This is a genomic window from Roseomonas sp. WA12, assembly GCF_054165765.1.
Map to the genome: position 1 here is coordinate 2742711 of NZ_CM135108.1, position 20195 is coordinate 2762905.

Annotated in this window: 19 protein-coding genes; 12 read left to right on the forward strand and 7 right to left on the reverse strand. The window is 68.6% G+C overall.

Features of this window, described 5'->3' with window-relative positions; genetic code table 11:
- Positions 1–28 precede the first annotated feature (28 nt).
- The 8 genes from ACVBD7_RS13170 to ACVBD7_RS13205 all read left to right on the forward strand — a co-directional run bounded on the left by ACVBD7_RS13170 (position 29) and on the right by ACVBD7_RS13205 (position 7382).
- Positions 29–718 carry a VWA domain-containing protein gene (locus tag ACVBD7_RS13170; RefSeq protein WP_458093690.1) on the forward strand — a complete coding sequence of 230 codons (690 nt, stop codon included), beginning with the start codon at positions 29–31 and terminating at the stop codon, positions 716–718.
- Positions 715–1377 carry a hypothetical protein gene (locus ACVBD7_RS13175; protein WP_458093691.1) on the forward strand — a complete coding sequence of 221 codons (663 nt, stop codon included), beginning with the start codon at positions 715–717 and terminating at the stop codon, positions 1375–1377. The genes ACVBD7_RS13170 and ACVBD7_RS13175 overlap by 4 nt, the downstream gene beginning before the upstream one ends.
- A gap of 113 nt (positions 1378–1490) precedes the next feature.
- On the forward strand, positions 1491–2363 hold the full coding sequence (galU, locus tag ACVBD7_RS13180; RefSeq protein WP_458093692.1) for a UTP--glucose-1-phosphate uridylyltransferase GalU: 873 nt from the start codon (positions 1491–1493) through the stop codon (positions 2361–2363).
- Between the two features lie 124 nt (positions 2364–2487).
- Positions 2488–3792: a UDP-glucose dehydrogenase family protein gene (locus tag ACVBD7_RS13185; protein ID WP_458093693.1), complete on the forward strand. Its 1305-nt coding sequence runs from the start codon at positions 2488–2490 to the stop codon at positions 3790–3792.
- A 16-nt stretch (positions 3793–3808) separates the two neighbouring features.
- Complete coding sequence (pgmG, locus tag ACVBD7_RS13190; RefSeq protein WP_458093694.1) at positions 3809–5221, forward strand: phosphoglucomutase/phosphomannomutase PgmG; 1413 nt, start codon at positions 3809–3811, stop codon at positions 5219–5221.
- Between the two features lie 41 nt (positions 5222–5262).
- On the forward strand, positions 5263–5556 hold the full coding sequence (locus ACVBD7_RS13195; RefSeq protein ID WP_458097697.1) for a gamma-glutamylcyclotransferase family protein: 294 nt from the start codon (positions 5263–5265) through the stop codon (positions 5554–5556).
- Between the two features lie 56 nt (positions 5557–5612).
- Positions 5613–6212: a histidine phosphatase family protein gene (locus ACVBD7_RS13200; protein ID WP_458093695.1), complete on the forward strand. Its 600-nt coding sequence runs from the start codon at positions 5613–5615 to the stop codon at positions 6210–6212.
- A 63-nt stretch (positions 6213–6275) separates the two neighbouring features.
- Positions 6276–7382, forward strand: a complete 1107-nt coding sequence (locus ACVBD7_RS13205) for a DSD1 family PLP-dependent enzyme (protein ID WP_458093696.1) — start codon at positions 6276–6278, stop codon at positions 7380–7382.
- 58 nt (positions 7383–7440) lie between these two features.
- Here ACVBD7_RS13205 and ACVBD7_RS13210 read toward each other — a convergent pair whose 3' ends face one another.
- Complete coding sequence (locus tag ACVBD7_RS13210) at positions 7441–8703, reverse strand: D-alanyl-D-alanine carboxypeptidase family protein (protein ID WP_458093697.1); 1263 nt, start codon at positions 8701–8703, stop codon at positions 7441–7443.
- A gap of 329 nt (positions 8704–9032) precedes the next feature.
- Here ACVBD7_RS13210 and ACVBD7_RS13215 point away from each other — a divergent pair, with 329 nt between their 5' ends.
- From ACVBD7_RS13215 to ACVBD7_RS13230, 4 genes are all read left to right on the forward strand, one after another.
- Complete coding sequence (locus tag ACVBD7_RS13215; protein ID WP_458093698.1) at positions 9033–9590, forward strand: phasin family protein; 558 nt, start codon at positions 9033–9035, stop codon at positions 9588–9590.
- A gap of 340 nt (positions 9591–9930) precedes the next feature.
- Positions 9931–10380, forward strand: coding sequence for an ATP-dependent Clp protease adapter ClpS (gene clpS, locus ACVBD7_RS13220; RefSeq protein WP_458093699.1), 450 nt, complete (start codon positions 9931–9933; stop codon positions 10378–10380).
- A gap of 191 nt (positions 10381–10571) precedes the next feature.
- Positions 10572–12962: an ATP-dependent Clp protease ATP-binding subunit ClpA gene (clpA, locus tag ACVBD7_RS13225; RefSeq protein WP_458093700.1), complete on the forward strand. Its 2391-nt coding sequence runs from the start codon at positions 10572–10574 to the stop codon at positions 12960–12962.
- Between the two features lie 239 nt (positions 12963–13201).
- Complete coding sequence (locus tag ACVBD7_RS13230; protein ID WP_458093701.1) at positions 13202–13516, forward strand: hypothetical protein; 315 nt, start codon at positions 13202–13204, stop codon at positions 13514–13516.
- A gap of 4 nt (positions 13517–13520) precedes the next feature.
- On the opposite strand, the gene ACVBD7_RS13235 is transcribed toward ACVBD7_RS13230, so the two are convergent.
- From ACVBD7_RS13235 to ACVBD7_RS13260, 6 genes are all read right to left on the reverse strand, one after another.
- Entirely contained in the window at positions 13521–14378 is an 858-nt protein-coding gene (locus ACVBD7_RS13235) for an alpha/beta hydrolase (protein WP_458093702.1), read from the reverse strand.
- 56 nt (positions 14379–14434) lie between these two features.
- Positions 14435–15703 carry a c-type cytochrome gene (locus ACVBD7_RS13240; RefSeq protein ID WP_458093703.1) on the reverse strand — a complete coding sequence of 423 codons (1269 nt, stop codon included), beginning with the start codon at positions 15701–15703 and terminating at the stop codon, positions 14435–14437.
- Complete coding sequence (locus ACVBD7_RS13245; RefSeq protein WP_458093704.1) at positions 15703–17472, reverse strand: GMC family oxidoreductase; 1770 nt, start codon at positions 17470–17472, stop codon at positions 15703–15705. Before ACVBD7_RS13245 ends, ACVBD7_RS13240 begins: the two co-directional genes overlap by 1 nt.
- Positions 17472–18221 carry a gluconate 2-dehydrogenase subunit 3 family protein gene (locus ACVBD7_RS13250; RefSeq protein WP_458093705.1) on the reverse strand — a complete coding sequence of 250 codons (750 nt, stop codon included), beginning with the start codon at positions 18219–18221 and terminating at the stop codon, positions 17472–17474. The genes ACVBD7_RS13245 and ACVBD7_RS13250 overlap by 1 nt, the downstream gene beginning before the upstream one ends.
- 198 nt (positions 18222–18419) lie before the next feature.
- Positions 18420–19304 (reverse strand): PPK2 family polyphosphate kinase, encoded by an 885-nt coding sequence (locus ACVBD7_RS13255; protein ID WP_458093706.1) that lies wholly within the window; start codon positions 19302–19304, stop codon positions 18420–18422.
- Between the two features lie 44 nt (positions 19305–19348).
- Complete coding sequence (locus ACVBD7_RS13260; protein WP_458093707.1) at positions 19349–20194, reverse strand: endonuclease/exonuclease/phosphatase family protein; 846 nt, start codon at positions 20192–20194, stop codon at positions 19349–19351.
- Position 20195 lies beyond the last annotated feature (1 nt).

Here is a 20195-nt window from a genome sequence, read left to right on the forward strand (position 1 = left end):
CCCCGCCCCGGCACCCCATATTCAAGGCATGGCCCAGCCGCCGGTCCCTGTCGCGCCCCGCACCGCCGTAGCCGCCTTCCTGGAACGGGCGGCGGCCCTGCCCGCCTTGCGCGCGGCGCCGTCGCCCGCTCGCCTGCTCTTTGCCGTCGATGCCACCGCCAGCCGGCAGCCCAGCTGGGACCGGGCCTGCCACCTGCAAGCGGAGATGTTCGCGGCGGCGGCGGGAAGCCTCTCGGTCAGCCTCGCCTTCTACCGCGGCCAGGGCGAGTTCCGCGCTACGCCCTTCGTGACCGAATCGCGTGCCCTAGCGGCCGCGATGGGTGGGGTCTCCTGCCGCGGCGGGCACACGCAGATCCTGCGCCTGCTGCGCCATGCAGAGTCGGAGGCGTCCGCAGCCCGGCTGCATGCCCTCGTCTTCATCGGGGACGCGGTGGAGGAGGAACCCGCCCCGCTGGTAGCCGCCGCGGCCCGGCTGGGCGCCCGGGGAACCCCGGCCTTCGTCTTTCAGGAGGGGGATGACCCCGGCGCTACCCCTACCCTGCGCGGCATTGCCCGCGCTTCGGGCGGGGCCTGGGCACCTTTCGACCACCGCAGCCCCGGTGCCCTGGCGGCCCTGCTGCGCGGCGCAGCTACCTTCGCCACAGGCGGCCGCGAGGCGCTGGCACGGCTGCCGGGCGCGGGCGCCCTCCTGGCCCAGCTTGGCGGGCCAAGGCGGTGATCGCGGTTGCCGCGGGCGCGGCCCTGCTAGTGCTGGCTGTGTTCGGCCTGCGGGCCTTCAGCACCGCCAGCATCTCGGGGGTGAAGACGGCGTTGGCCGCTGCCCTGGCCGGTGCGGGGCTGGTGCTTGTGCTCGTCCTGCTCGTCTCCGGGCGCGGTGGGCAGGTGGCCTGGGCGCTTGCGCTGTTCGGGCCGGCGGTCTGGCGCTGGTGGAAAGCCCGCCAGCCACCCGCACCGCTCGGCTCCGCTACCCCGGCCGATACGGTCGAGACGGCGATGCTCTCGATGCGCCTCGACCCCTCCTCCGGCACGCTTTCCGGCCGCGTCCGGCGCGGTATCCATGCCGGGCGCGACCTGGCGGATCTCGCGCTGGAGGATTTGCACGCCCTGCTCGGCGAGGCTGCCTCGGAGGATCCGGAAAGCGTTCCGCTCCTTGAGGCCTGGTTGGACCGCGCCCATCCCGGCTGGCGCGAGATTACCGAGGTGCCTCTTTCGGCACGGGCGGAGGCCCTGGCCGTGCTCGGCTTGGCAGAGGGCGCGACCGAGGCCGAGATCCGCACCGCCCATGCCCGGCTAATGCGGGCGGCGCATCCCGATGCCGGCGGAAGCGACTGGCTCGCGGCACGGCTGAACGCGGCACGAGACACCCTCATAGGTTAACCCGGCCTGCCGTATTTTCCCCCAGATCAGGCTCTACATTCCCAACCGCATCCGGCCATGGCACATCTGCGGCCGACTGAATCCGACGACCATTTGAGGGGGGACCCGCACCCGTGCCGAAGCCGTTGAAGAAGGCCGTCCTGCCCGTCGCGGGCCTGGGCACCCGTTTCCTTCCCGCCACCAAGGCGCTGGCCAAGGAGATGCTGCCGGTCGTCGACAAGCCCCTCATCCAGTACGCGGTGGAGGAGGCGCGGGACGCCGGGATCGAACAGTTCTGCTTCATCACCGGCCGCGGCAAGACCGCGATCGTCGAGCATTTCGACGTGGCCTATGAGCTGGAGCGGACGCTCGCCGAGCGCCACAAGGACGCCATCCTTGCCGAGCTGCGCGCCAGCGCCCTGCCGCCGGGCAGCATCAGCACCGTGCGCCAGCAGGTCCCGATGGGACTCGGCCACGCAATCTGGTGCGCGCGCTCCTTTATCGGCGATGACCCCTTCGCCATCCTGCTGCCGGACGACCTCATGCAGTGCGATGTCTCCTGCACCAAGCAACTTGCGGACGCCTATATGGAGACCGGCGGGAACGTCGTCGCCATCGAGGAGGTGCCGATGGAGCGGGTCAACAAGTACGGCGTGCTCGACGTGCAGGAGGACAAGGGCAGGCTCGTCTCGGTGAAGGGGCTGGTCGAGAAGCCGAAGGTCGAGGATGCGCCTTCCAACCTCACCATTATCGGCCGCTACGTCCTGATGCCCGAGGTGGTCGGCTATCTTGCCGCCATGGAAAAGGGTGCGGGCGGGGAGGTGCAGCTCACCGACGGCATGGCCAAGCTCATCGGCAGCCAGCCTTTCCACGGCCTCCGCTACGAAGGCCGCCGCTTCGATTGCGGTGACAAGTCGGGCTTCCTCGAGGCGCAGATCGCCTTCGCCCTGAAGCGCCCCGACCTGGCCGATGCGGTCCGCGCCTTCCTACCGCAGTACATGGGATGAAACGCGGGGCGTGAGCCCGGCGCCCTGACTGTCGCCGGGCCGTATCGACCCGGCGGCGTCGAGGCGATATGCATGTTGCGTTGCAAACCTCCCGGCGGCGCCGGGAGATGACCAGGGGGGATTCATGCGCGTCGCGATGATCGGAGCCGGCTATGTCGGCCTCGTCTCTGGTGCCTGTTTTGCCGAGTTTGGCGTCGATGTCTGCATCGTCGATACCGAGGTGTCGAAGGTGGAGGCCCTCCGGGAGGGTCGGATTCCGATCTACGAGCCCGGCCTCGACAAGCTGGTGATGGAGAATGTCCGGGACGGCCGGCTCTCCTTCACGACCGACCTGTCGGAAGCCATGGAGGGGGCGGACGCCGTGTTCCTCGCGGTCGGGACCCCGTCGCGCAGAGGCGACGGCCATGCCGACCTCTCCTATGTGTTCGCCGCCGCGGAACAGGTAGCGCGCGCGGCGAAGGGACCGCTGGTCCTGGTAACCAAGTCCACCGTGCCGGTCGGCACCGGTCGCAAGATCAAGGAAATCCTTCAGAAGACGCGGCCGGAGATCGAGATCGACGTCGCGTCCAACCCGGAATTTCTGCGCGAGGGCAATGCGATCGGCGACTTCATGCGCCCGGATCGCGTGGTGATCGGTGCCGAGAGCGAGCGCGCCTTCGCCGTGCTGCGCCGCCTGTATCGCCCGCTCTACATCATTGAGACGCCGATCGTGCAGACCGGTCTCGAGACCGCCGAGCTGATCAAGTATGCAGCCAACGCCTTCCTCGCGGTGAAGATCACCTTCATCAACCAGATGGCAGACCTGTGCGAGAAGGCCGGCGCCGACGTGCATGACGTGGCGCGCGGCATGGGGTTGGACGGCCGTATCGGCCGCAAGTTCCTCCATGCCGGGCCGGGCTATGGCGGATCCTGCTTCCCCAAGGACACGCTGGCGCTCGCCCGCACTGCGCAGGAGCTGGGCGCGCCGACCACCATCGTCGAGCAGACCATCGTCGCCAACGATGCGCGCAAGGAGGCCATGGCCGACCGCGTGATCGCGGCCATGGGCGGCTCGGTCGCGGGCAAGACGATCGCCGTGCTCGGCCTGACCTTCAAGCCCGAGACGGACGACATGCGCGACGCGCCCTCGCTCGTCGTCGTGCCCCGTCTGGCCGCGGCCGGTGCCACCATCCGCACCTACGACCCGCAGCCGGGGCATGCGCGCCAGCTCATGCCCGCCGCCACGCATTTTGCCGAGAGCGCGCTCGATGCCGTCGAGGGTGCGGACGCGCTGGTGCTTCTGACCGAGTGGAACGAGTTCCGCGCCCTCGCCCCCGAGCGGCTGAAGGCCGCCATGGCGGGCGACGTCGTGCTCGATCTCCGCAATGCCTGGGAACCGGCCGCCTTCCGCGAGGCCGGGTTCCAGTACCAATCCATCGGACGCCCCTGAGAGACGCCCAGAACCCATGACCAGCTTCAGCCACCGCTTCGACCCGACGAGTCTCCGCGAGTACGACATCCGCGGCGTGGTCGGGAAAACCCTCTCCGGCGAGGATGCCTTCGCGATCGGCCGAGTCTTCGGTTCCATCGTGAGCCGTGCGGGCGGGACGAAGGTGGCGGTCGGCTATGACGGCCGCCTCTCCTCCCCGATGCTCGAGGAGCGGCTGGTCGCCGGCCTGATGGCTTGCGGGATGGAGGTGATCCGTATCGGCTGCGCGCCGACGCCGATGCTGTATTTCGCCTCCTACCACTTCAAGACGGATGGCGCCGTGATGGTCACGGGCAGCCATAACCCGCCCGACTACAACGGCTTCAAGTCCATGATCGGCAAGAAGCCCTTCTTCGGTGCCGACATCCAGAACCTCGGCCAGATAGCAGCGGCTGGCGACGTGGTGGCGGAGGCCCAGGGCTCCTCCCGCACCGTCGACATCTCGGAAGACTACGTGGCGCGCCTGCTGCAGGATTATGACGGCGGCGACCGCAAGCTGAACGTGGTTTGGGACCCGGGCAATGGTTCGGGCGCCGAGATCACCAAGATGCTGGCCGCGCGCCTGCCCGGCACGCACACCGTCATCAACGGCGAGATCGACGGCAATTTTCCGGCCCACCATCCGGACCCGACGGTGGCCAAGAACCTCGAGCAGATTATCGCCGAGGTGGCCCGCCAGGGAGCCGATCTCGGCATCGCCTTCGATGGCGACGCCGACCGCATCGGCGTGGTGGACAATGACGGCAACATCCTGTTTGGCGACCAGCTTCTCGTCGTGCTGGCGCGCGACGTGCTGAAGTCCAAGCCGGGCGGCACCATCATCGCCGACGTGAAGGCGAGCCAGGTGCTGTTCGACGAGGTGGCCAAGGCCGGCGGCCAGCCGCTGATGTGGAAGACGGGCCATTCGCTGATCAAGTCGAAGATGGCCGAGACCGGCGCGCCTCTGGCCGGCGAGATGTCCGGCCACATCTTCTTCGCGGACAAGTGGTACGGCTTCGACGATGCGCCCTACTCGGCCGTTCGCCTGCTCGGCATCATCGCGCGGATGAGCGAGACGCTCTCCCAGGTTCGGGACGCGATGCCGAAGGTGATCAATACGCCCGAGTTGCGCTTCGACTGCCCGGAGGACCGCAAGTTCGTCGTCGTGCAGGAGGTGAAGTCCCGCTTGGCCGCCGAGGGCGCGAAGGTGCAGGACGTGGACGGCGTGCGCGTGCTGACCGATGACGGCTGGTGGCTGCTCCGCGCTTCGAACACCCAGGCCGTGCTGGTTGCGCGCGCTGAGGCGAAGAGCCCCGAGGGGCTGGAGCGCCTCAAGGCCGGTATCGCGAAGCAGCTGGAAGCCAGCGGCCTGGCCGCGCCTGACTTCTCCGGCGAGAATGCGGGGCACTGAGCGCCCCCCTCTTTCTCTACGGCACCCTGCTGGACCGGCGCATCCTTGCGCGCCGGTCCGGTGATGCCCGCCTCCCCCGGACCATGCGGCCGGCGTCTCTGAAGGGCTTCGGGCGGGTGGTTTTCCGGGGCACACCCTACCCCAGCCTTCTTCCCAGTCCCGGCCAGTGCGTTGATGGCGCGCTTATCCGCCCTGCCCCGCATGCGATGGCGGCGTTGAGGCGCTACGAGGGCGCCTGTTACCGGCTGATTCCGGTGCGGGCGCTGACCCCGCGCGGCCCCGTGCGTGCGCGTGCCTGGGTCGTTCCTCGGTTCATGGCGCAAGCTCTCCGCTGACGGCGGATGCAGCCGCCGGCGATTGGCCGGGCCGGAAGGCTGCGCCAGGATGCAGCATGCGACGTCGGTCGGCCCTTCTGCTCCTCCTCGCTACCCCGGCCGCGGCCCAGACCGTCCCGCCAGCCGAGCAGGCGCTTCCAATGCTGCTTCGGGGAGGGCTGAACCTCTATCTGCGGCACGCGATCACGGACCGGAGCCAGAGGGATACGGGCCGGCTGGGGGATCGGGCGGGACAGCGCAATCTCAGCCCGGCAGGCGAGGCACAGGCGCGCGCTCTGGGCGGTGCCACCCGTGGCCTGGGCATACCCATTGCGGAGGTGCTGACCAGCCCGGTGTTCCGCGCCCAGGACACGGCCCGGCTCGCCTTTGGTGAAGCGCGGGTGCATCCGGCGCTGATCGCCGACGACTACACCTCCGGTGATGCGCGACAGGACGCGGCCGAGGTCTCGGCCCTCTTGGGTCGCCCCACGGGTGGACCAAACCGCGTGCTGATCGGCCATATCGTGCCACTCGGGATGATTCTCGGCCGTTCGCTCTCGCAGGAGGAGTTCGCGGAGGGGAGCCTCGGGCTGTTCAGGCCGGAGGGCGAGGCCTGGCGCTTCCTGGGCTTCGTGCCGGCCGAGGCGCTGATCGCGGCGGCGCGTCGCCAGGGCTGACTGGCCGGCCGCTGACGGCGCGGTCGGTCCGCAGTAGACTCCGCGGGACCACGGAGTGAGCTAATGCTGCAATCCCCTCCCGCTGAACCAGGAATGCGCGAGGAGGAGGTGGACACCCCTGCCCTCCTGATCGATCTCGACGCCTTCGAGGCCAATCTGGATGCTATGGCAGCGCGGCTCGCCGGCACCGGCGCTCGGCTGCGTGCCCATGCGAAGACGCACAAATCGGCGGTGGTGGCGCAGCAGCAGATGCGGCGTGGCGCGATCGGGCAGTGCGTGCAGAAGGTGGCCGAGGCGGAGGCGCTGGCCTGGGGCGGCATCCCCGACATCCTCGTCTCGAACGAGGTGGTGGATCCGCGCAAGCTCCGCCGGCTGGCCGCCCTGGGCGGCATCGCCCGGGTGATGGTCTGCGCCGATGACGCGGCCGGTGTCGACATCATCGCCGCGGTCGCCGAGGCCGCTGGGCGCCGGATGGAGGTGCTGGTGGAGATCGATGTCGGCGGCGGGCGCTGCGGCGTGGCGCCCGGTCCAGAGGCGGTGGCCTTGGCCGAGCGCATCGCGGCCTCGCCGCATCTCATCTTCGGCGGGCTGCAGGCCTATCACGGCGGCGCGCAGCATCGCCGCACCGTGGAAGAGCGGCGCGCCGCGATCGGATTCGCGGCCGACGGGGTGCGACGCACGGTGGAACAGCTCACCCAGCGCGGCCTGTCCTGCGGCATCGTGGGCGGTGCGGGCACAGGCACCTATGAGCTCGAGTTGGAGGCAGGGCTCTGGACCGAGATCCAGGCCGGGTCCTACGCCTTCATGGACGCCGATTACGCGGCCAATGGCGAGCCGCCGGCCTTTCGGCAGAGCCTGTTCGTGCTGTCCCAGGTGATGTCCGCCCCCCGCGACGGCGTGGCGGTTCTGGATGCCGGCCATAAGGCGGTGGCGGTGGACTCAGGGCTTCCCCTCGTCTGGCAGCGGGAGGGCGTTCGCTATGCCGGTGCCTCGGATGAGCACGGAGCACTGGCGGTCACGGGCGGCGCCCGGCCGAAGCTCGGGGAGAAGCTGCGGCTGGTGCCCAGCCATTGCGACCCGACGGTGGATCGCTACGACTGGTATGTCGGCGTCCGCAACGGCCGGGTGGAATGCCTCTGGCCGATTTCCGCCCGCGGCGGGATGGCCTGAACAGAAAAGGGGGACCGGCGAACCGGTCCCCCTTCGAATTCCGAGCCGGGCCGAAAGATCAGCGGCGGTCGCGGCGGGCCGGCTTGGCGGCAGGGCGCGCCGGGGCAGGTGCCGCGGCCGCGCGGCGTGCAGGGGTGCCGACGCGAACGAGGCGGCCACCGTCACCCTGCTCCACCACGCGGCGGGCAGCTGCGGGCCGGGCGGAGCCGCGGTTGCCGGCCACGGCCTGGCGCCCTCGGGCTTCGGCGGCCTGGGCCGCCGCGGCCGGCCGGGCCACGCGCAGCGAGACCTGGCGAATATTCGAGCGCGGCGCCGGGGGCTCGGCCTGAACGCGGGCAAGCGTGGCAGCCTGGGCGCGGCCGAGGATGGAGGGCGCGCGCGGCGTGGCCATGGCCATCGCGGCATCCGGGATGCGCGCTGGCGGCTGCACGCCAAGCCGGGCGAAGCCGTCGTCCAGCAGCATCGCCGCGTGCCGGTCGCGCTCGATCCAGGAGTTGCCGCCGAAGACGGAGACGAAGACCCGCTGTCCCTGGCGCTGCGCCGAGATGACGTTGTTGAAGCCGGAAGCGTTGATGAAGCCGGTCTTCACCCCGTCCACACCCTCGACATTGCCGAGCATGTGGTTGTGGTTGCGGAAGGCGTAATTCCCGGCGCGGATGGTGGCGTTGCCGAAGTAGTGCCACTGGTCCGGGAAATCGAGGAAGAGGCGGCGTCCGAGCGTGGCCATGTCCCGCGCCGTCGTCATCTGGTCCCAGTCGGGCAGGCCGGAAGCGTTGCGGAAGGTGGTATTGGTCATGCCGAGCTGACGCGCCTTCTGCGTCATCATCTGGGCGAAGCGCGCCTCGCTGCCTCCCAGGGCCTCGCCCACCGCGACGGCCACGTCATTCGCGGACTTCATGGTCAGTGCATAGATCGCGACCTCCACGGGGATCGTCATCCCGGGCGGCACGCCGAGCTTCGAGGGCTGGCGGCTGTTCGCCTCCTCGCTAATGTAGATGCGGCTGGCCATGGTGATGCGCCCCTCGCGCATCGCCTCGAACAGCATGTAGAGGGTCATCATCTTGGTCAGGGAGGCGGGGTAGCGCGGCTCGTCCGCGCTCGCGCCGCCGAGCGCCTGGCCGGTGCGGCTGTCCATGACGAAGGACGCATAGCGCTCGCTGCCGATCTGGGCAGAGGCGGGCTGTGCGGCCAGTAGGGCGGGAAGCAGCGCGACTGCCCAGCCTGCCTGGCGGGGCCGCAGCCGAGAGGCCAGCACCTTCCGGGCCATCGAGCGCGCACCGTCACGCTGGCGGCCGTACCAGGCCGCGAAACCCATTGCCATGCTGGCTCCCCCTATCCTCGTCCCGGACCCGTCCCCACGGAACCGTCGTCTTCGGCCTGGCCCCCCAGCCAAACCGGTTGGAACGATAGGGGGCTTCCACGCGGACTGTCTACCGTAAGTTGCAGCGATATCTCCTAAAATCAGGTTATTGCAGCATTTTCCCTGCGCCAAAAAAGTTTCGTGAGGGCGAAGATTCTTTATGGTGCAGTGCAAAAAGTTCTGGACCGCGCATCGTTGCGATTGTTAGAAGTCCGATGTTGCAGCGCAGCAAAGCGCCATGGCCCAAGACCATGGCGCCCCCCGCCAGGACTTCCAGGAGACCGCGTCACATGGCCAACGAAGCCCCCAAGATTGCCCGCATGGCGACCGAGACGGTGAGCACCGCCAACTCCTCGCCTGCCCCCGCCATGAGCACCCCGTCGATGACGGCCGCCATGGCGCCTTCCGCGAATATCGCCGAGGCCGGCACCGCCCAGCTCCGCACCGCCATGGAGCGCGGCATGGAGCAGGCCACGAAGGCCGCTGAGGGCAGCCTCAAGGCCGCTCAGGAGCTCGCCGAGTTCTCCCGCGGGAATGCCGAGACCCTCGCCCAGGTCGCCCAGACCTGGATGACCGGTTCGCAGGACCTCAGCCGCCAGGTCTTCGCCTTCGCCCAGTCCCTGACGGACCACGCGCTCGAGGGCGCCCGCGCCCTCTCCGGCGTGAAGAGCCTGAAGGAGGCCGCCGAGATCCAGGCGACCTATGCGCGCGGCGCGATGGACCGCGTGATGTCCGAGACGGCGAAGATGCAGGAGGCCTCCTTCCGCCTCGCCGAGCAGGTGGCTGCCCCCGTCGGCCAGCGCGTCTCCATCGCCATGGAGCGTGCGGCCAAGCCGATCGCGGCCTGAGCCCGACCCGGTGCGGGCCGCGGGGGTGACCCTGCCGGCCCCGCCGCAGCGAAGGCCCCGTCCCGCCTGCCCCTCCGGGCCGGTGGGCGGGGCCTTTCGCGTTTGGGAGCTGGCAAGCCTGGGTCGGCAGCCTGGGTTCCGCGTTTGTCGTAGGCTGGCATGCGGCCTGCACGGCCCGCAGCCGCGCTGCCACCCTGGCAGGGCCGGGGTAATGAACCCATATCGGCGTGGAGCGAGAGGCTTCACCTCGTGCGATCCGATCCGATATCCTTATTCGGCATCCAGCGCAGCGGCGGCAGCCTTCTGGCCAGCCGGCGATCCGTGAGACCATGGCAGGGCGATGAAAGAGCAGGACAGGCGCCCAAGCGGCAAGCCGGGCAACACCCCCGACGATCCGTCCAAGATTGGGCCCGGCAAGGGTGGGCCGGATAGGGATAACGCGCCGACACGGCCCAACACGCCGCCTGGTGATGGTGGCGCGGGGGGCGATGGCAACCCGACGACTGGCGTGGTGGTCAAGGCGCGTCCGCGGACGCGCAAGCCCACCATGTACAAAGTACTGATGCTGAACGACGACTACACGCCGATGGAATTCGTCGTGCATGTCCTTGAGCGCTTCTTCCAGAAGAACCGGGATGAAGCGACGCGCATCATGCTCCATGTCCATCGGCGTGGGGTCGGGGTCTGCGGCGTGTTTACTTACGAGGTTGCGGAAACAAAGGTGACCCAGGTGATGGACCTGGCGCGCCAGAACCAGCACCCTCTGCAGTGCACGATCGAGAAGGACTGAGTCGGAACCAGAGATGGTCGATCCAGTGACAAAATACGGTGGCTGAAACACCGCGTAACCGGTCCCTCCCCTCGGCGTTCGGGGGAAGGGTCACAATATAGACTTTCGTACTGCGGCCGCCCCAAGCTCGGTGTCCAGGGGGACGCCTCGCGGGAGATCCCGGCGGCCGATATGACAGGGGAGCGTCGAATATGCTGTCCCGTAACCTAGAACAGACGCTCCACCGCGCCCTGGGCCTCGCCTCCGAGCGGCGGCACGAATACGCCACGCTCGAGCACCTGTTGCTCAGCTTGGCGGAGGACACGGATGCGACCACCGTTCTCCGCGCCTGTGGCGTGGATGTGGACAAGCTCAAGCGCGACTTGGCCGAGTTCCTCGACAAGGATCTCGCCGGGCTGGTGACCGACCGTGGGGGTGACCCCAAGCCGACTGCCGGCTTCCAGCGGGTGGTCCAGCGCGCGGCGATCCATGTCCAGTCCTCCGGGCGTGACGAGGTGACCGGCGCCAATGTGCTGGTGGCCCTGTTCTCCGAGCGAGAGAGCCACGCGGTCTACTTCCTGCAACTGCAGGACATGACCCGGCTGGATGCGGTCAACTTCATCTCCCACGGCATTGCCAAGGCTCCCGGCCGCAGTGCCACGCGCCCTGTTCAGGGCAATGCGGGCAAGGATGAGGGGGGCGAGGGCGAAAACCGTGGTGGTGAGGAGCGGCGCGAGGGCGGTGCCAAGCGCGGCGGCGACGCGCTGTCTAACTATTGCGTCAACCTCAATAAGAAGGCTGGCCAGGGCAAGATCGACCCGCTGATCGGGCGCGCCGAGGAAATCGAGCGCACGATCCAGATCCTGTGCCGCCGGACCAAGAACAACCCGCTCTATGTGGGCGACCCCGGCGTGGGTAAGACCGCCATCGCCGAAGGTCTGGCCAAGCGGATCATCGAGGAGGACGTGCCCGATGTCCTGCTGAAGTCCACCATCTATGCGCTGGACATGGGCAGCCTGCTGGCCGGCACGCGCTACCGTGGTGACTTCGAGGAGCGGCTGAAGGCCGTGGTGAACGAGCTGGAGGCCCAGCCGGGCGCCATCCTGTTCATCGACGAGATCCACACGGTCATCGGTGCCGGTGCGACCTCGGGCGGCGCGATGGACGCGTCGAACCTGCTGAAGCCGGCGCTGGCCCAGGGTACACTGCGCTGCATCGGCTCGACCACCTACAAGGAGTACCGGCAGCACTTCGAGAAGGACCGCGCGCTGGTCCGCCGCTTCCAAAAAATCGACGTCAATGAGCCGTCGGTTGAGGATGCGGTGAAGATCCTGACCGGGCTGAAGACCAACTACGAGAAGCACCACAAGGTAAAGTACACCCCCGAGGCGATCCGCGCCGCGGTGGAGCTCTCGGCCAAGTACATCCACGACCGCAAGCTGCCGGACAAGGCGATCGACGTGATCGACGAGGTCGGCGCCAGCCGGATGCTGCTGCCCGAGGGCAAGCGGCGGAAGATGGTCACGCTGAAGGACGTGGAGGACATCGTCGCGAAGATCGCGCGCATTCCTCCCAAGTCCGTCTCCACCGACGACAAGGAGACGCTCCGCAGCCTGGAGCGCGACCTGAAGTCGATGGTGTTCGGCCAGGACCAGGCCATCGACGCCCTCTCAGCGGCGATCAAGCTGGCCCGCGCCGGGCTGCGCGACCCGGAGAAGCCGATCGGCAACTACCTGTTCTCCGGCCCCACGGGCGTCGGCAAGACGGAGGTGGCTAAGCAACTCGCCAAGACGCTCGGCATCGAGTTGATCCGCTTCGACATGTCCGAGTACATGGAGCGGCACAGCATCAGCCGGCTGATCGGCGCGCCCCCGGGCTATGTGGGCTTCGACCAGGGCGGCCTGCTGACCGACAGCATCGACCAGCACCCGCATGCCGTGCTCCTGCTCGACGAGATTGAGAAGGCGCACCAGGATCTCTACAATATCCTGTTGCAGGTGATGGACCACGGGAAGCTGACGGACCACAACGGCAAGACGGTCGATTTCCGCAACGTCATCCTCATCATGACGACCAATGCGGGCGCGGCCGACATGGCGAAGCCGGGCATCGGCTTCGGCAGCAGCGTGCGGATCGGCGAGGACACCGAGGCGATCAACCGCATGTTCACGCCGGAGTTCCGCAACCGCCTGGACGCCATCGTGCCCTTCGCGGGGCTAACGCCGGAGATCGTGGGCAACGTCGTCGAGAAGTTCGTGATGCAGCTGGAGGCTCAGCTCGCGGATCGGAACGTGACGATCGAGCTGTCCTCCGCCGCCAAGGAGTGGCTGGCCGAGCGCGGCTACGACCGGCTCTACGGCGCCCGGCCGCTGGCCCGCGTGATCCAGGAGTACATCAAGAAGCCGCTCGCCGAGGAACTGCTGTTCGGCAAGCTGGTGAAGGGTGGTTCGGTGAAGGTCGGGCTAAAGGATGGTGCACTGACCTTCGACGTTGCCGAGGCGCCCCCGCCGGCCCTACCCAAGCCTGAAGAGGGCGAGGGCGGTCACGAGGGCGGCCCTGATGGCGATGGCGAGGCGGAGCGCGAGCCGGAGGCGGCGGGGTGACCCGCCGCACCGATGGCGCGCCGCATACCTGCTTGGAAGGGTGAGGTTCAGGAATGGGTGGCCGGGTTGGATTCATTCTGGGGCCGTTAGGGCTCCTGATGGTTGGAATCCTTCTCTTCTTGGCGATTGCAAGATGGTCGCGCGCGAGGAGCACAGGGGGATCGGGGCATTCCGATCCCCTTGGGCTGGAACCGGATGACGGGGGCTCGGGCGGAAGCAAGCCGGGCCTCAAAACGATCTTGCCGGACTTCCAGACCTTCCTCGACCGTGTTGCCCGGCCTCGCCGGCTGGCCCAGCCCGATTGGGAACGCCTGGACGGTGCGGTCGGTGTACCAGGTCGTCCGATCGCCTCCTTCGAGCGAAACGGTATGGTCTACGCCGTGAATGGAGAGACGAGCTTCGCCGCGCTCGAAGCGGTGGAGGACTGGATGCTGTCCAATCCGGGAGAGGATCCGTTCGTCACCCTTCCCGGCCGGAAGGGTGCTGGACGCCTGGGCGCCCGCCCGGAGATCGGTTGGACGGACCAGAAGGCCCTCAAAATCGAAACAAACTGACGGCTCAGCCCAGGTCGGCCTGAATGGCGCGTCTGGTGGCTAGCCATGCGCCGATATCGTTAAGCACCGGCGCGCCTTCGAGGCCAAGCGCCCGAACCGGGCTCGCCAGGGCGGCAAGGATGCCGATATGGCCGACCCCGGGGTAGAGGCGGGTTGCCACGGCAACGTCCTGCGCCGTGGCGAGGGCGGCGAAGTCCCGGGTTTGTGCAGGCCGGACCGTGTCGTCCGCCTCGCCGTGCAGCAAAAGCAGTGGCGGCGTCCCGCGAAGCTCCGTGATCACGGCCGGGGCGGCGCGGGCACGACGCCCTGGTGCATTGGTGAAGATGCCCGCCGGATCCTCCTCGGGCCCGAACTCATAGGGTCCGGCCAAACCGATCGCGCCTACCATCCCAGCGCGGCGCTCGCCTAGCCAGCGAGGGTCTGCTGCAAGGCTGATCGCGATGAAGGCACCGGCAGAGTGGCCCATGACGAAAAGGGGGCGATCCCGCCCGGCGCCAGCGCGGATACCGCAAATCGCTGCTGCGCCATCCTGCACGAATTCCGGCCAGCCGACTTCCGGGAAAAGGCGGTAGTCCGGCACGGCAATCACCAGTCCGAGTGACGCCAGCGCGCGGGCCGCGAAGCCGTAGTCCCCGCGAGCGCCGGAACGCCAGCCGCCTCCGTAGAAAAAGACCAGCAACGGTGTGTTGGGCCGAGCGCCGGGCGGGATGTGCAGGTCGTAGCGACCGCGCTCGCCCGGCCCGTAGGGCAGCCCCGCCTCGAGGCGGACACCCCCGCCCGGGGTCAGTCCGTTGGCCAGATCGAGCGGAGAGCAGCCGGCGGCAAGACCGGTGGCGGCGAGAACGAGACGGCGTGAGAGCATAGCCGTCCCAACGCCACCCGCGGGAAGGTGTTGCCCCGCGGGCGATCCGCGGTTCGTCAGGGGCGGTCGCGCAACGTGTCGCGCATGCGGCGCGCCTCATCCACGGTAACCGGGGGCGCGGCGTTGCCCCAGGCGTTGCGGATATAGGTGGTCACGGCGGCGACCTGCTCGTCGCTGAACCGCCAGCCGAAGGGCGGCATGGCGGGCGAAGTCGGCGCGTGCGGCGTATAGGCCGCGCGGACGCCCTGCATCACCACGCGAACGACGGTCTCGGGCCCTTCCTGCTGCACCACCTGGCTTCCGGCGAGGCGGGGGAACATGTTCGGCACCCCCTGCCCGTCCCGGGTGTGGCAGGCCATGCAGCGATCCACATAGAGCGCCTCGCCCATCCGCATGCGCTCATCGTTCGACGCCACAGGAGTGCGCGCGGGCACGGCTGCGGGCTGGACGGCCGGCTCCTTCAGATAGGTGGCGATGGCGCGCAGGTCGGCATCCGTCATCAGTGCGGTGGAGTACATCACCACCTCCGCCATCGGGCCGGAGGCGGCACTGCGGGTGTTGCGGCCGGTCCTCAGATACTCAGCGATCTCGTCCGCGCTCCAGCCGCCGAGGCCGAGCCGCTGGTCGTTGGTGATGCTGGCCGCGAACCAGCCCTGCAAGGGGCCGCCGGCAAAATGCTCGCTGTTGCGGTCGCCGCCGAGCATGTTCTTAGGCGTGTGGCAGGCACCGCAATGCGCGGGGCCCTCGACGATGTAGGCGCCGCGGTTCCATTCGGCCGAGCGGTTCGGGTCGGGCCGGAACTCGCCCGGCTCAAAAAACAGGGCATTCCAGGCGAGCATCGAGGCACGAATGTTGAAGGGAAAGGGCAGCGTGTCGCGATCCACCGCGTTCCGCACCGGCTCCAGCGTGTTGAGATACGCGTGGATCGCGTCGGAATCTCCGCGGGTCATGCGCGTGAAGTAGGTATAGGGGAAGGCGGGATAGAGGCGCGCGCCGTTGGGCCGCACGCCCTCATGCATGGCACGGTAGAACTCGTCGGCGCTCCAGGTGCCGATGCCGGTCTCGCGATCCGGCGTGATGTTGGGGGTGGCGATCAGGCCGAAGGGCGTCTCGATCGGGCGGCCGCCCACAAAGCCTTGCGAGCCCGTCTTCTCGCCATTCGGGTTCATGTGGCAGGCCACGCAGTCGCCGAGGATGACGAGGTACCGGCCGCGCTCGACCTGGTCGTAATTGTCGGGCGCGGCTTTTAGCGGCGTCTCGGCGAAGAGGGTGGCGAGGCCGATGGTGGCGGCCAGCAGCGCCTTCCGGAGGGAGGGGGCGCGCATCAGGCCTGCACCAGCGGCTGGCCGGGGTTCTTCAGATACTGCTTCGTGATGGCATCCGCCGCCAGATAGGCCAGCGCGCCCACCGTTCCAGTCGGGTTGTAGCCGGCGTTCTGTGGGAAGGCGGAGGCGCCGAGCACGAAGACGTTCGGCATGTCCCACACCTGCTGGAACTTGTTCACCGCCGATGTCCGGGGATTGTCGCCCATGATCGCGCCGCCCGTGTTGTGCGTGGTCTGGTAGGGGACGACGTTCCACGGCCCCTTCTTCGGATTGGCGATGATCTGCTTCGCGCCCATGGCACGCATGATCGGCACCATCTTGTCGGTGACATAGGCCGACATGCGCTCCTCATTCGGCTTGAAGTCGAAGGTCATGCGCAGCAAGGGGCGGCCGAGGCGGTCCTTGTAGGTGGGATCCAGGTCCAGGTAGTTGTCGCGGAAGGACATCACGCTGCCCTGGCTGCCGACATTCGCGGTGATGTTGTAGTTGTCCCGCGTCGCCTTCTTCCAGGCGCTGCCCCAGCGCGGCGTGCCGGGCGGGATGGGACGCGCGGAGATGGCGCGGGCGTGGAAGCTCGTGCAGTTGATGTTCGCGCCGCCGACGAAGTTCAGGCCGCTGTGGTCGAAGTTGTCGCCGTTGTACTCATCGGCGGTGACGCCGAGGGAGCCGGCGCCGGCCCAATGGTTGAAGGCGTGGCTGTTGTCGAAGAAGCCGTTGACCGAGGAATTGGCCTGGTAGGCGTAGTTCTTGCCCACCACACCCTCGCCGCTGCTGGGATCATACGGGCGACCGATTCCCGAATAGAGCATCAGCCGCACGTTCCACAGCTGGTAGGCCGCCATGATGACGAGATCGGCCGGCTGCTCCCATTCCTCGCCCTGGGCATCGACATAGACGACGCCGGTGGCGGTCTTGCCGTCGGCGCTCTTGAGCACGCGCACCACCTCGCACTGCACGCGCGCCTCGAAGCCGGGGTGGCGCATGAGCACGGGCAGGATGGTCGTCTGCGCGGAGGCCTTGGAGTAGTTCGCGCAGCCGAAGCGCTCGCAGAAGCCGCAATAGGTGCAGGGCGCAAGGGTGACGCCGAGCGGGTTAGTATAGGCCTGCGATATGTTGGCCGAGGGCATCGGGAAGGGCTTGAAGCCCAGCTCCGTCGCGGCGCGGCTGAACAGGTCCTGCGCGTGCTGGCCCTTCAGCGGCGGAGTGGGATAGCCGCGCTGGCGCCAGCCCTCGAACGGATTGCCGCCCTGCTGGATCTGGCCGTTGACGTTACCGGCCTGGCCGGAGATGCCCGCGATGTACTCGAATTTGTCGTAATACGGCTCCAGCTCGTCATAGCTGATGCCCCAATCCTGGATGCTGTGGTTTTCGGGGAAGATCCCCTCCCCGTACTTCTCCAGGTAGTGGCTGCGGATGTTGAAGTCGCTCGGCAGGAAGCGCCAGGTGTGGCCGTTCCAGTGCACGCCCGCGCCGCCGACGCCGTTGCCGGGCAGGAAGCTGCCCCATTTGCGGATGGGCAGCGCCACCTGGTCCACGGTGTTGCGCGCCGTGACCGTGTCCTGCGAGTTGTTCAGGAATAGCTCGCCGCGGATGCCGTAGCGCAGCTCGTCGGGTGCGGTGCCGATGTTGAAGTCGCTTGCCGTGTCGCGCCACGGGCCGCGCTCGAGGGCGACGACCTGCAGCCCGGCCTGGCAGAGCTCATGGGCCATGATGGCGCCGGTCCAGCCGAGGCCGATGATGACAGCGTCCTTGCGGGGAAGGCGGCGCATCAGCTACGCCCTCCGGCCGCCGGACGGTTCCATTCAGGCCGGCCGATCAGGCTGACGGGCGGAAGAGTGTAGCGCTGGTTCGGGCGCGCGATGACGTCCCGGTAGTCGTAGCGCGTGCCCGGAAAGCCGAGGAGCTTCCAGCCCACCATGTCCTTGTTCCCGCCATAGATGGGGTCGGCGAAGAAGCCCTCCATCGTGTTGTTGTGGATAAGATCAAAGAAGCTGCTGCCGTTGAACTCGGGCGTGTTCGCCTCGCGCTTCTCCATCGCGGTGAGCAGCCGGTCGAGTTCCTCCGCCGAGAGCTGCGGGACCTTCCGGCCGCCGAAGTTGCGCGCAACATGCGCGGCGAGACCGGCCAGATCCCGGCGATAGGCCTGCGCGAAGGTGAGCGGCGATTGGTAGCCCTGGGTGGGCAGCGGGTTCGAGGGGTGCGGCCCCTGCATGTACATGCCCTCGTTGCGGCCATAGGGGCCGGCAAGCTGGCGGTCGATGAAGATGGCGCAGCCGGAATCCTTGCCGCCCGGGCCGAGCTCATCCGCCGGAATCAGGCGATCGACGATGGCCTCCACCGCCGCGGCCTCATCGGCCGTGAAGAACAGCCACGGGCCGGGGCGGGCCTCGGTGGGCGGGTACACCTCATTCCCCGTCCAGGGCAGGTCGCGGATGGTCCTGGCAGAAGCGGCAGTCGCCGCGAACAGCGCGGTGGTGGCGAAGAGGAAGTGACGACGGGAGGGGCGCGGTTCAGCCATGCAGGGGTCCTCGGCGCGGGACAAGTGCCGCGCATGCACTTCAGAGCACGAAGCGCCCGCATGGTGCAGCGCCAATCGCGCCCTGTGCATTGCGTTACGTTAACACGGGCCGCCAAGGCGGGTGCGCCACTGCGAAGCGCCCGCACTCACTGAATTTCCCGCAGATTCACGAATGCGTGGTCACGCCCTTGCCGCGCCTCAGCGGAGCGCGTCGCGCGCGCGCAGCAGCGCTGCCTGCGCGCTCGAATCGAGACGGGGGAATTGCAGGTCGAGCGATTCCATCGCCCCCGCGATCGCCTCCGCCACCATCAGCCGCGCGAGCCATTTGCGATCGGCGGGGATGATGAACCAGGGGGCGTGCGGGGCGGCGGTCGTGCGGATCGCGTCCTCATAGGCCGCCATGTAATCGGCGTAGCGCGCGCGATCCGCGAGATCACCGACGCGGAACTTCCAGTTCTTCGCGGGCTCGTCGATACGGGCCAGAAGGCGCTCCCGCTGCTCCTCCTCGCCGAGATGGAGGAAGAACTTCAGCACCAGCGTGCCCTGACGCGCAAGGTAGCGCTCATGCGCCGCAATGTCCTCCAGCCGCTCGGCCCAGATGCCCGGACCGACGAGGGAGGGCGGCAGCGGCGCCGCATGCAGGATGGAGGGCTGCACGCGCGCGACCAGCACCTCCTCGTACCAGGAGCGGTTGTGGATGCCGATGCGCCCGCGGCGCGGCAGCGCGACGTCGTGGCGCCAGAGGAAGCCGTGCGAGCGCTCCAGCGTGCTAGGGGCGGAGAAGGACTCGACATTGATCCCCGCCGGGTTCACGCCGGAGAAGACGTGCTTGATCGCCCCGTCCTTTCCCGCCGCATCCATCGCCTGAAAGATGGCGAGGACGGACCAGCGGGCATCGGCGTAGAGGCGTTCCTGCTGCTCGGCGATGCGTGAGACGACGGCCTTCAAGCGTTCCTCGCCCTCCTTCTTGTCGAGGTCGAGGCCGCCATCCTCGTCGGTGCGGAGGATGGCAAGGGAGAAATCGGTGCCGTCGGTGATACGCCGGGCGGCGACGAAGGAGCGGAGGTTGGGCTGGGCGGTCATGCGGGCTTCCGGCGTGTGGTCCGCCAGGGCAACGCGCGAAGTGGTCAGGGGATGTCGAGCACCAGGCTGACGGGGCAATGGTCCGAGAGGCGGCGGCGCCACTCCGGCTCGCGCTCGGCATAGACCATCACGCGGAGGCTGTTCGGCCGCATCCAGCCGCGCGCGGCGCCGCCGAGCAGGATGTGGTCGATGAAGGGACGCCCGCCCCAGCAGGGGTTGGAGCGGCCGGCGGTGGCGCGCAGCAGCGGGGCGGCGCGTTCCAGCGCGGGCAGGATCGCGGGGTCACGGTCGAAGCGGCGGTTGAAGTCGCCAGCGATGGCGAAGGCCTGGCCCTCGGCCTGCCGCGTCTCGATCCAGCCGGCGAGGATGGCGGCCTGGCGTGTAAGACCATCGCATTCGCGGCCACGGTCATCCGGTTCGCGGCAGCCGGCGCGAAGGTGGAGGGAGAGGACGCGCAACGAGGACGGCCCCTCCCCCACTGTCACGTCCACGCCGCGGCGGAGGGAGAAGCGGGCCTCCGGCTGGATGTCCAGCGCGGCGAGGTCGGGGTTCTGGCGAGCGGGGATGGTGCGGCGAACGGCGACGGCGGCGCGCTGCACGTCGCGCTCCTCGGGGAAAAAGAACGTCCATTCCGCGGGATCCAGCACGAGGGCGGCGGCTTCGGGGCCGTCCACCTCCTGCAGCGCCAGGATATCGGGAGCGAGGCGGGTGGCGTAGGCCCGCAGGCGGGCGAAGTCCTCCCGGCTGCGCGGGGCGACGTCATTCGGCAGGTCGGGGTCGCCGGCCGGGCGGGTGGTGAGCCAGGCGATGTTCCAGGTGGCGAGCTTCAGCTCCGCCGCACCGGCCGGTGCGGCGAGGAGCAGGAGAAGGGCGAGGAGGGCGCTGCGCATG

Bases quoted from the DNA above. Each gene is read 5' to 3' on its own strand.
- ACVBD7_RS13170 (WP_458093690.1), top strand. From the start codon at position 29: ATGGCCCAGCCGCCGGTCCCTGTCGCGCCCCGCACCGCCGTAGCCGCC.
- ACVBD7_RS13185 (WP_458093693.1), top strand. From the start codon at position 2,488: ATGCGCGTCGCGATGATCGGAGCCGGCTATGTCGGCCTCGTCTCTGGT.
- pgmG (WP_458093694.1), top strand. From the start codon at position 3,809: ATGACCAGCTTCAGCCACCGCTTCGACCCGACGAGTCTCCGCGAGTAC.
- ACVBD7_RS13200 (WP_458093695.1), top strand. From the start codon at position 5,613: ATGCGACGTCGGTCGGCCCTTCTGCTCCTCCTCGCTACCCCGGCCGCG.
- ACVBD7_RS13205 (WP_458093696.1), top strand. From the start codon at position 6,276: ATGCTGCAATCCCCTCCCGCTGAACCAGGAATGCGCGAGGAGGAGGTG.
- ACVBD7_RS13210 (WP_458093697.1), bottom strand. From the start codon at position 8,703: ATGGCAATGGGTTTCGCGGCCTGGTACGGCCGCCAGCGTGACGGTGCG.
- ACVBD7_RS13215 (WP_458093698.1), top strand. From the start codon at position 9,033: ATGGCCAACGAAGCCCCCAAGATTGCCCGCATGGCGACCGAGACGGTG.
- clpS (WP_458093699.1), top strand. From the start codon at position 9,931: ATGAAAGAGCAGGACAGGCGCCCAAGCGGCAAGCCGGGCAACACCCCC.
- clpA (WP_458093700.1), top strand. From the start codon at position 10,572: ATGCTGTCCCGTAACCTAGAACAGACGCTCCACCGCGCCCTGGGCCTC.
- ACVBD7_RS13235 (WP_458093702.1), bottom strand. From the start codon at position 14,378: ATGCTCTCACGCCGTCTCGTTCTCGCCGCCACCGGTCTTGCCGCCGGC.
- ACVBD7_RS13240 (WP_458093703.1), bottom strand. From the start codon at position 15,703: ATGCGCGCCCCCTCCCTCCGGAAGGCGCTGCTGGCCGCCACCATCGGC.
- ACVBD7_RS13245 (WP_458093704.1), bottom strand. From the start codon at position 17,472: ATGCGCCGCCTTCCCCGCAAGGACGCTGTCATCATCGGCCTCGGCTGG.
- ACVBD7_RS13250 (WP_458093705.1), bottom strand. From the start codon at position 18,221: ATGGCTGAACCGCGCCCCTCCCGTCGTCACTTCCTCTTCGCCACCACC.
- ACVBD7_RS13255 (WP_458093706.1), bottom strand. From the start codon at position 19,304: ATGACCGCCCAGCCCAACCTCCGCTCCTTCGTCGCCGCCCGGCGTATC.
- ACVBD7_RS13260 (WP_458093707.1), bottom strand. From the start codon at position 20,194: ATGCGCAGCGCCCTCCTCGCCCTTCTCCTGCTCCTCGCCGCACCGGCC.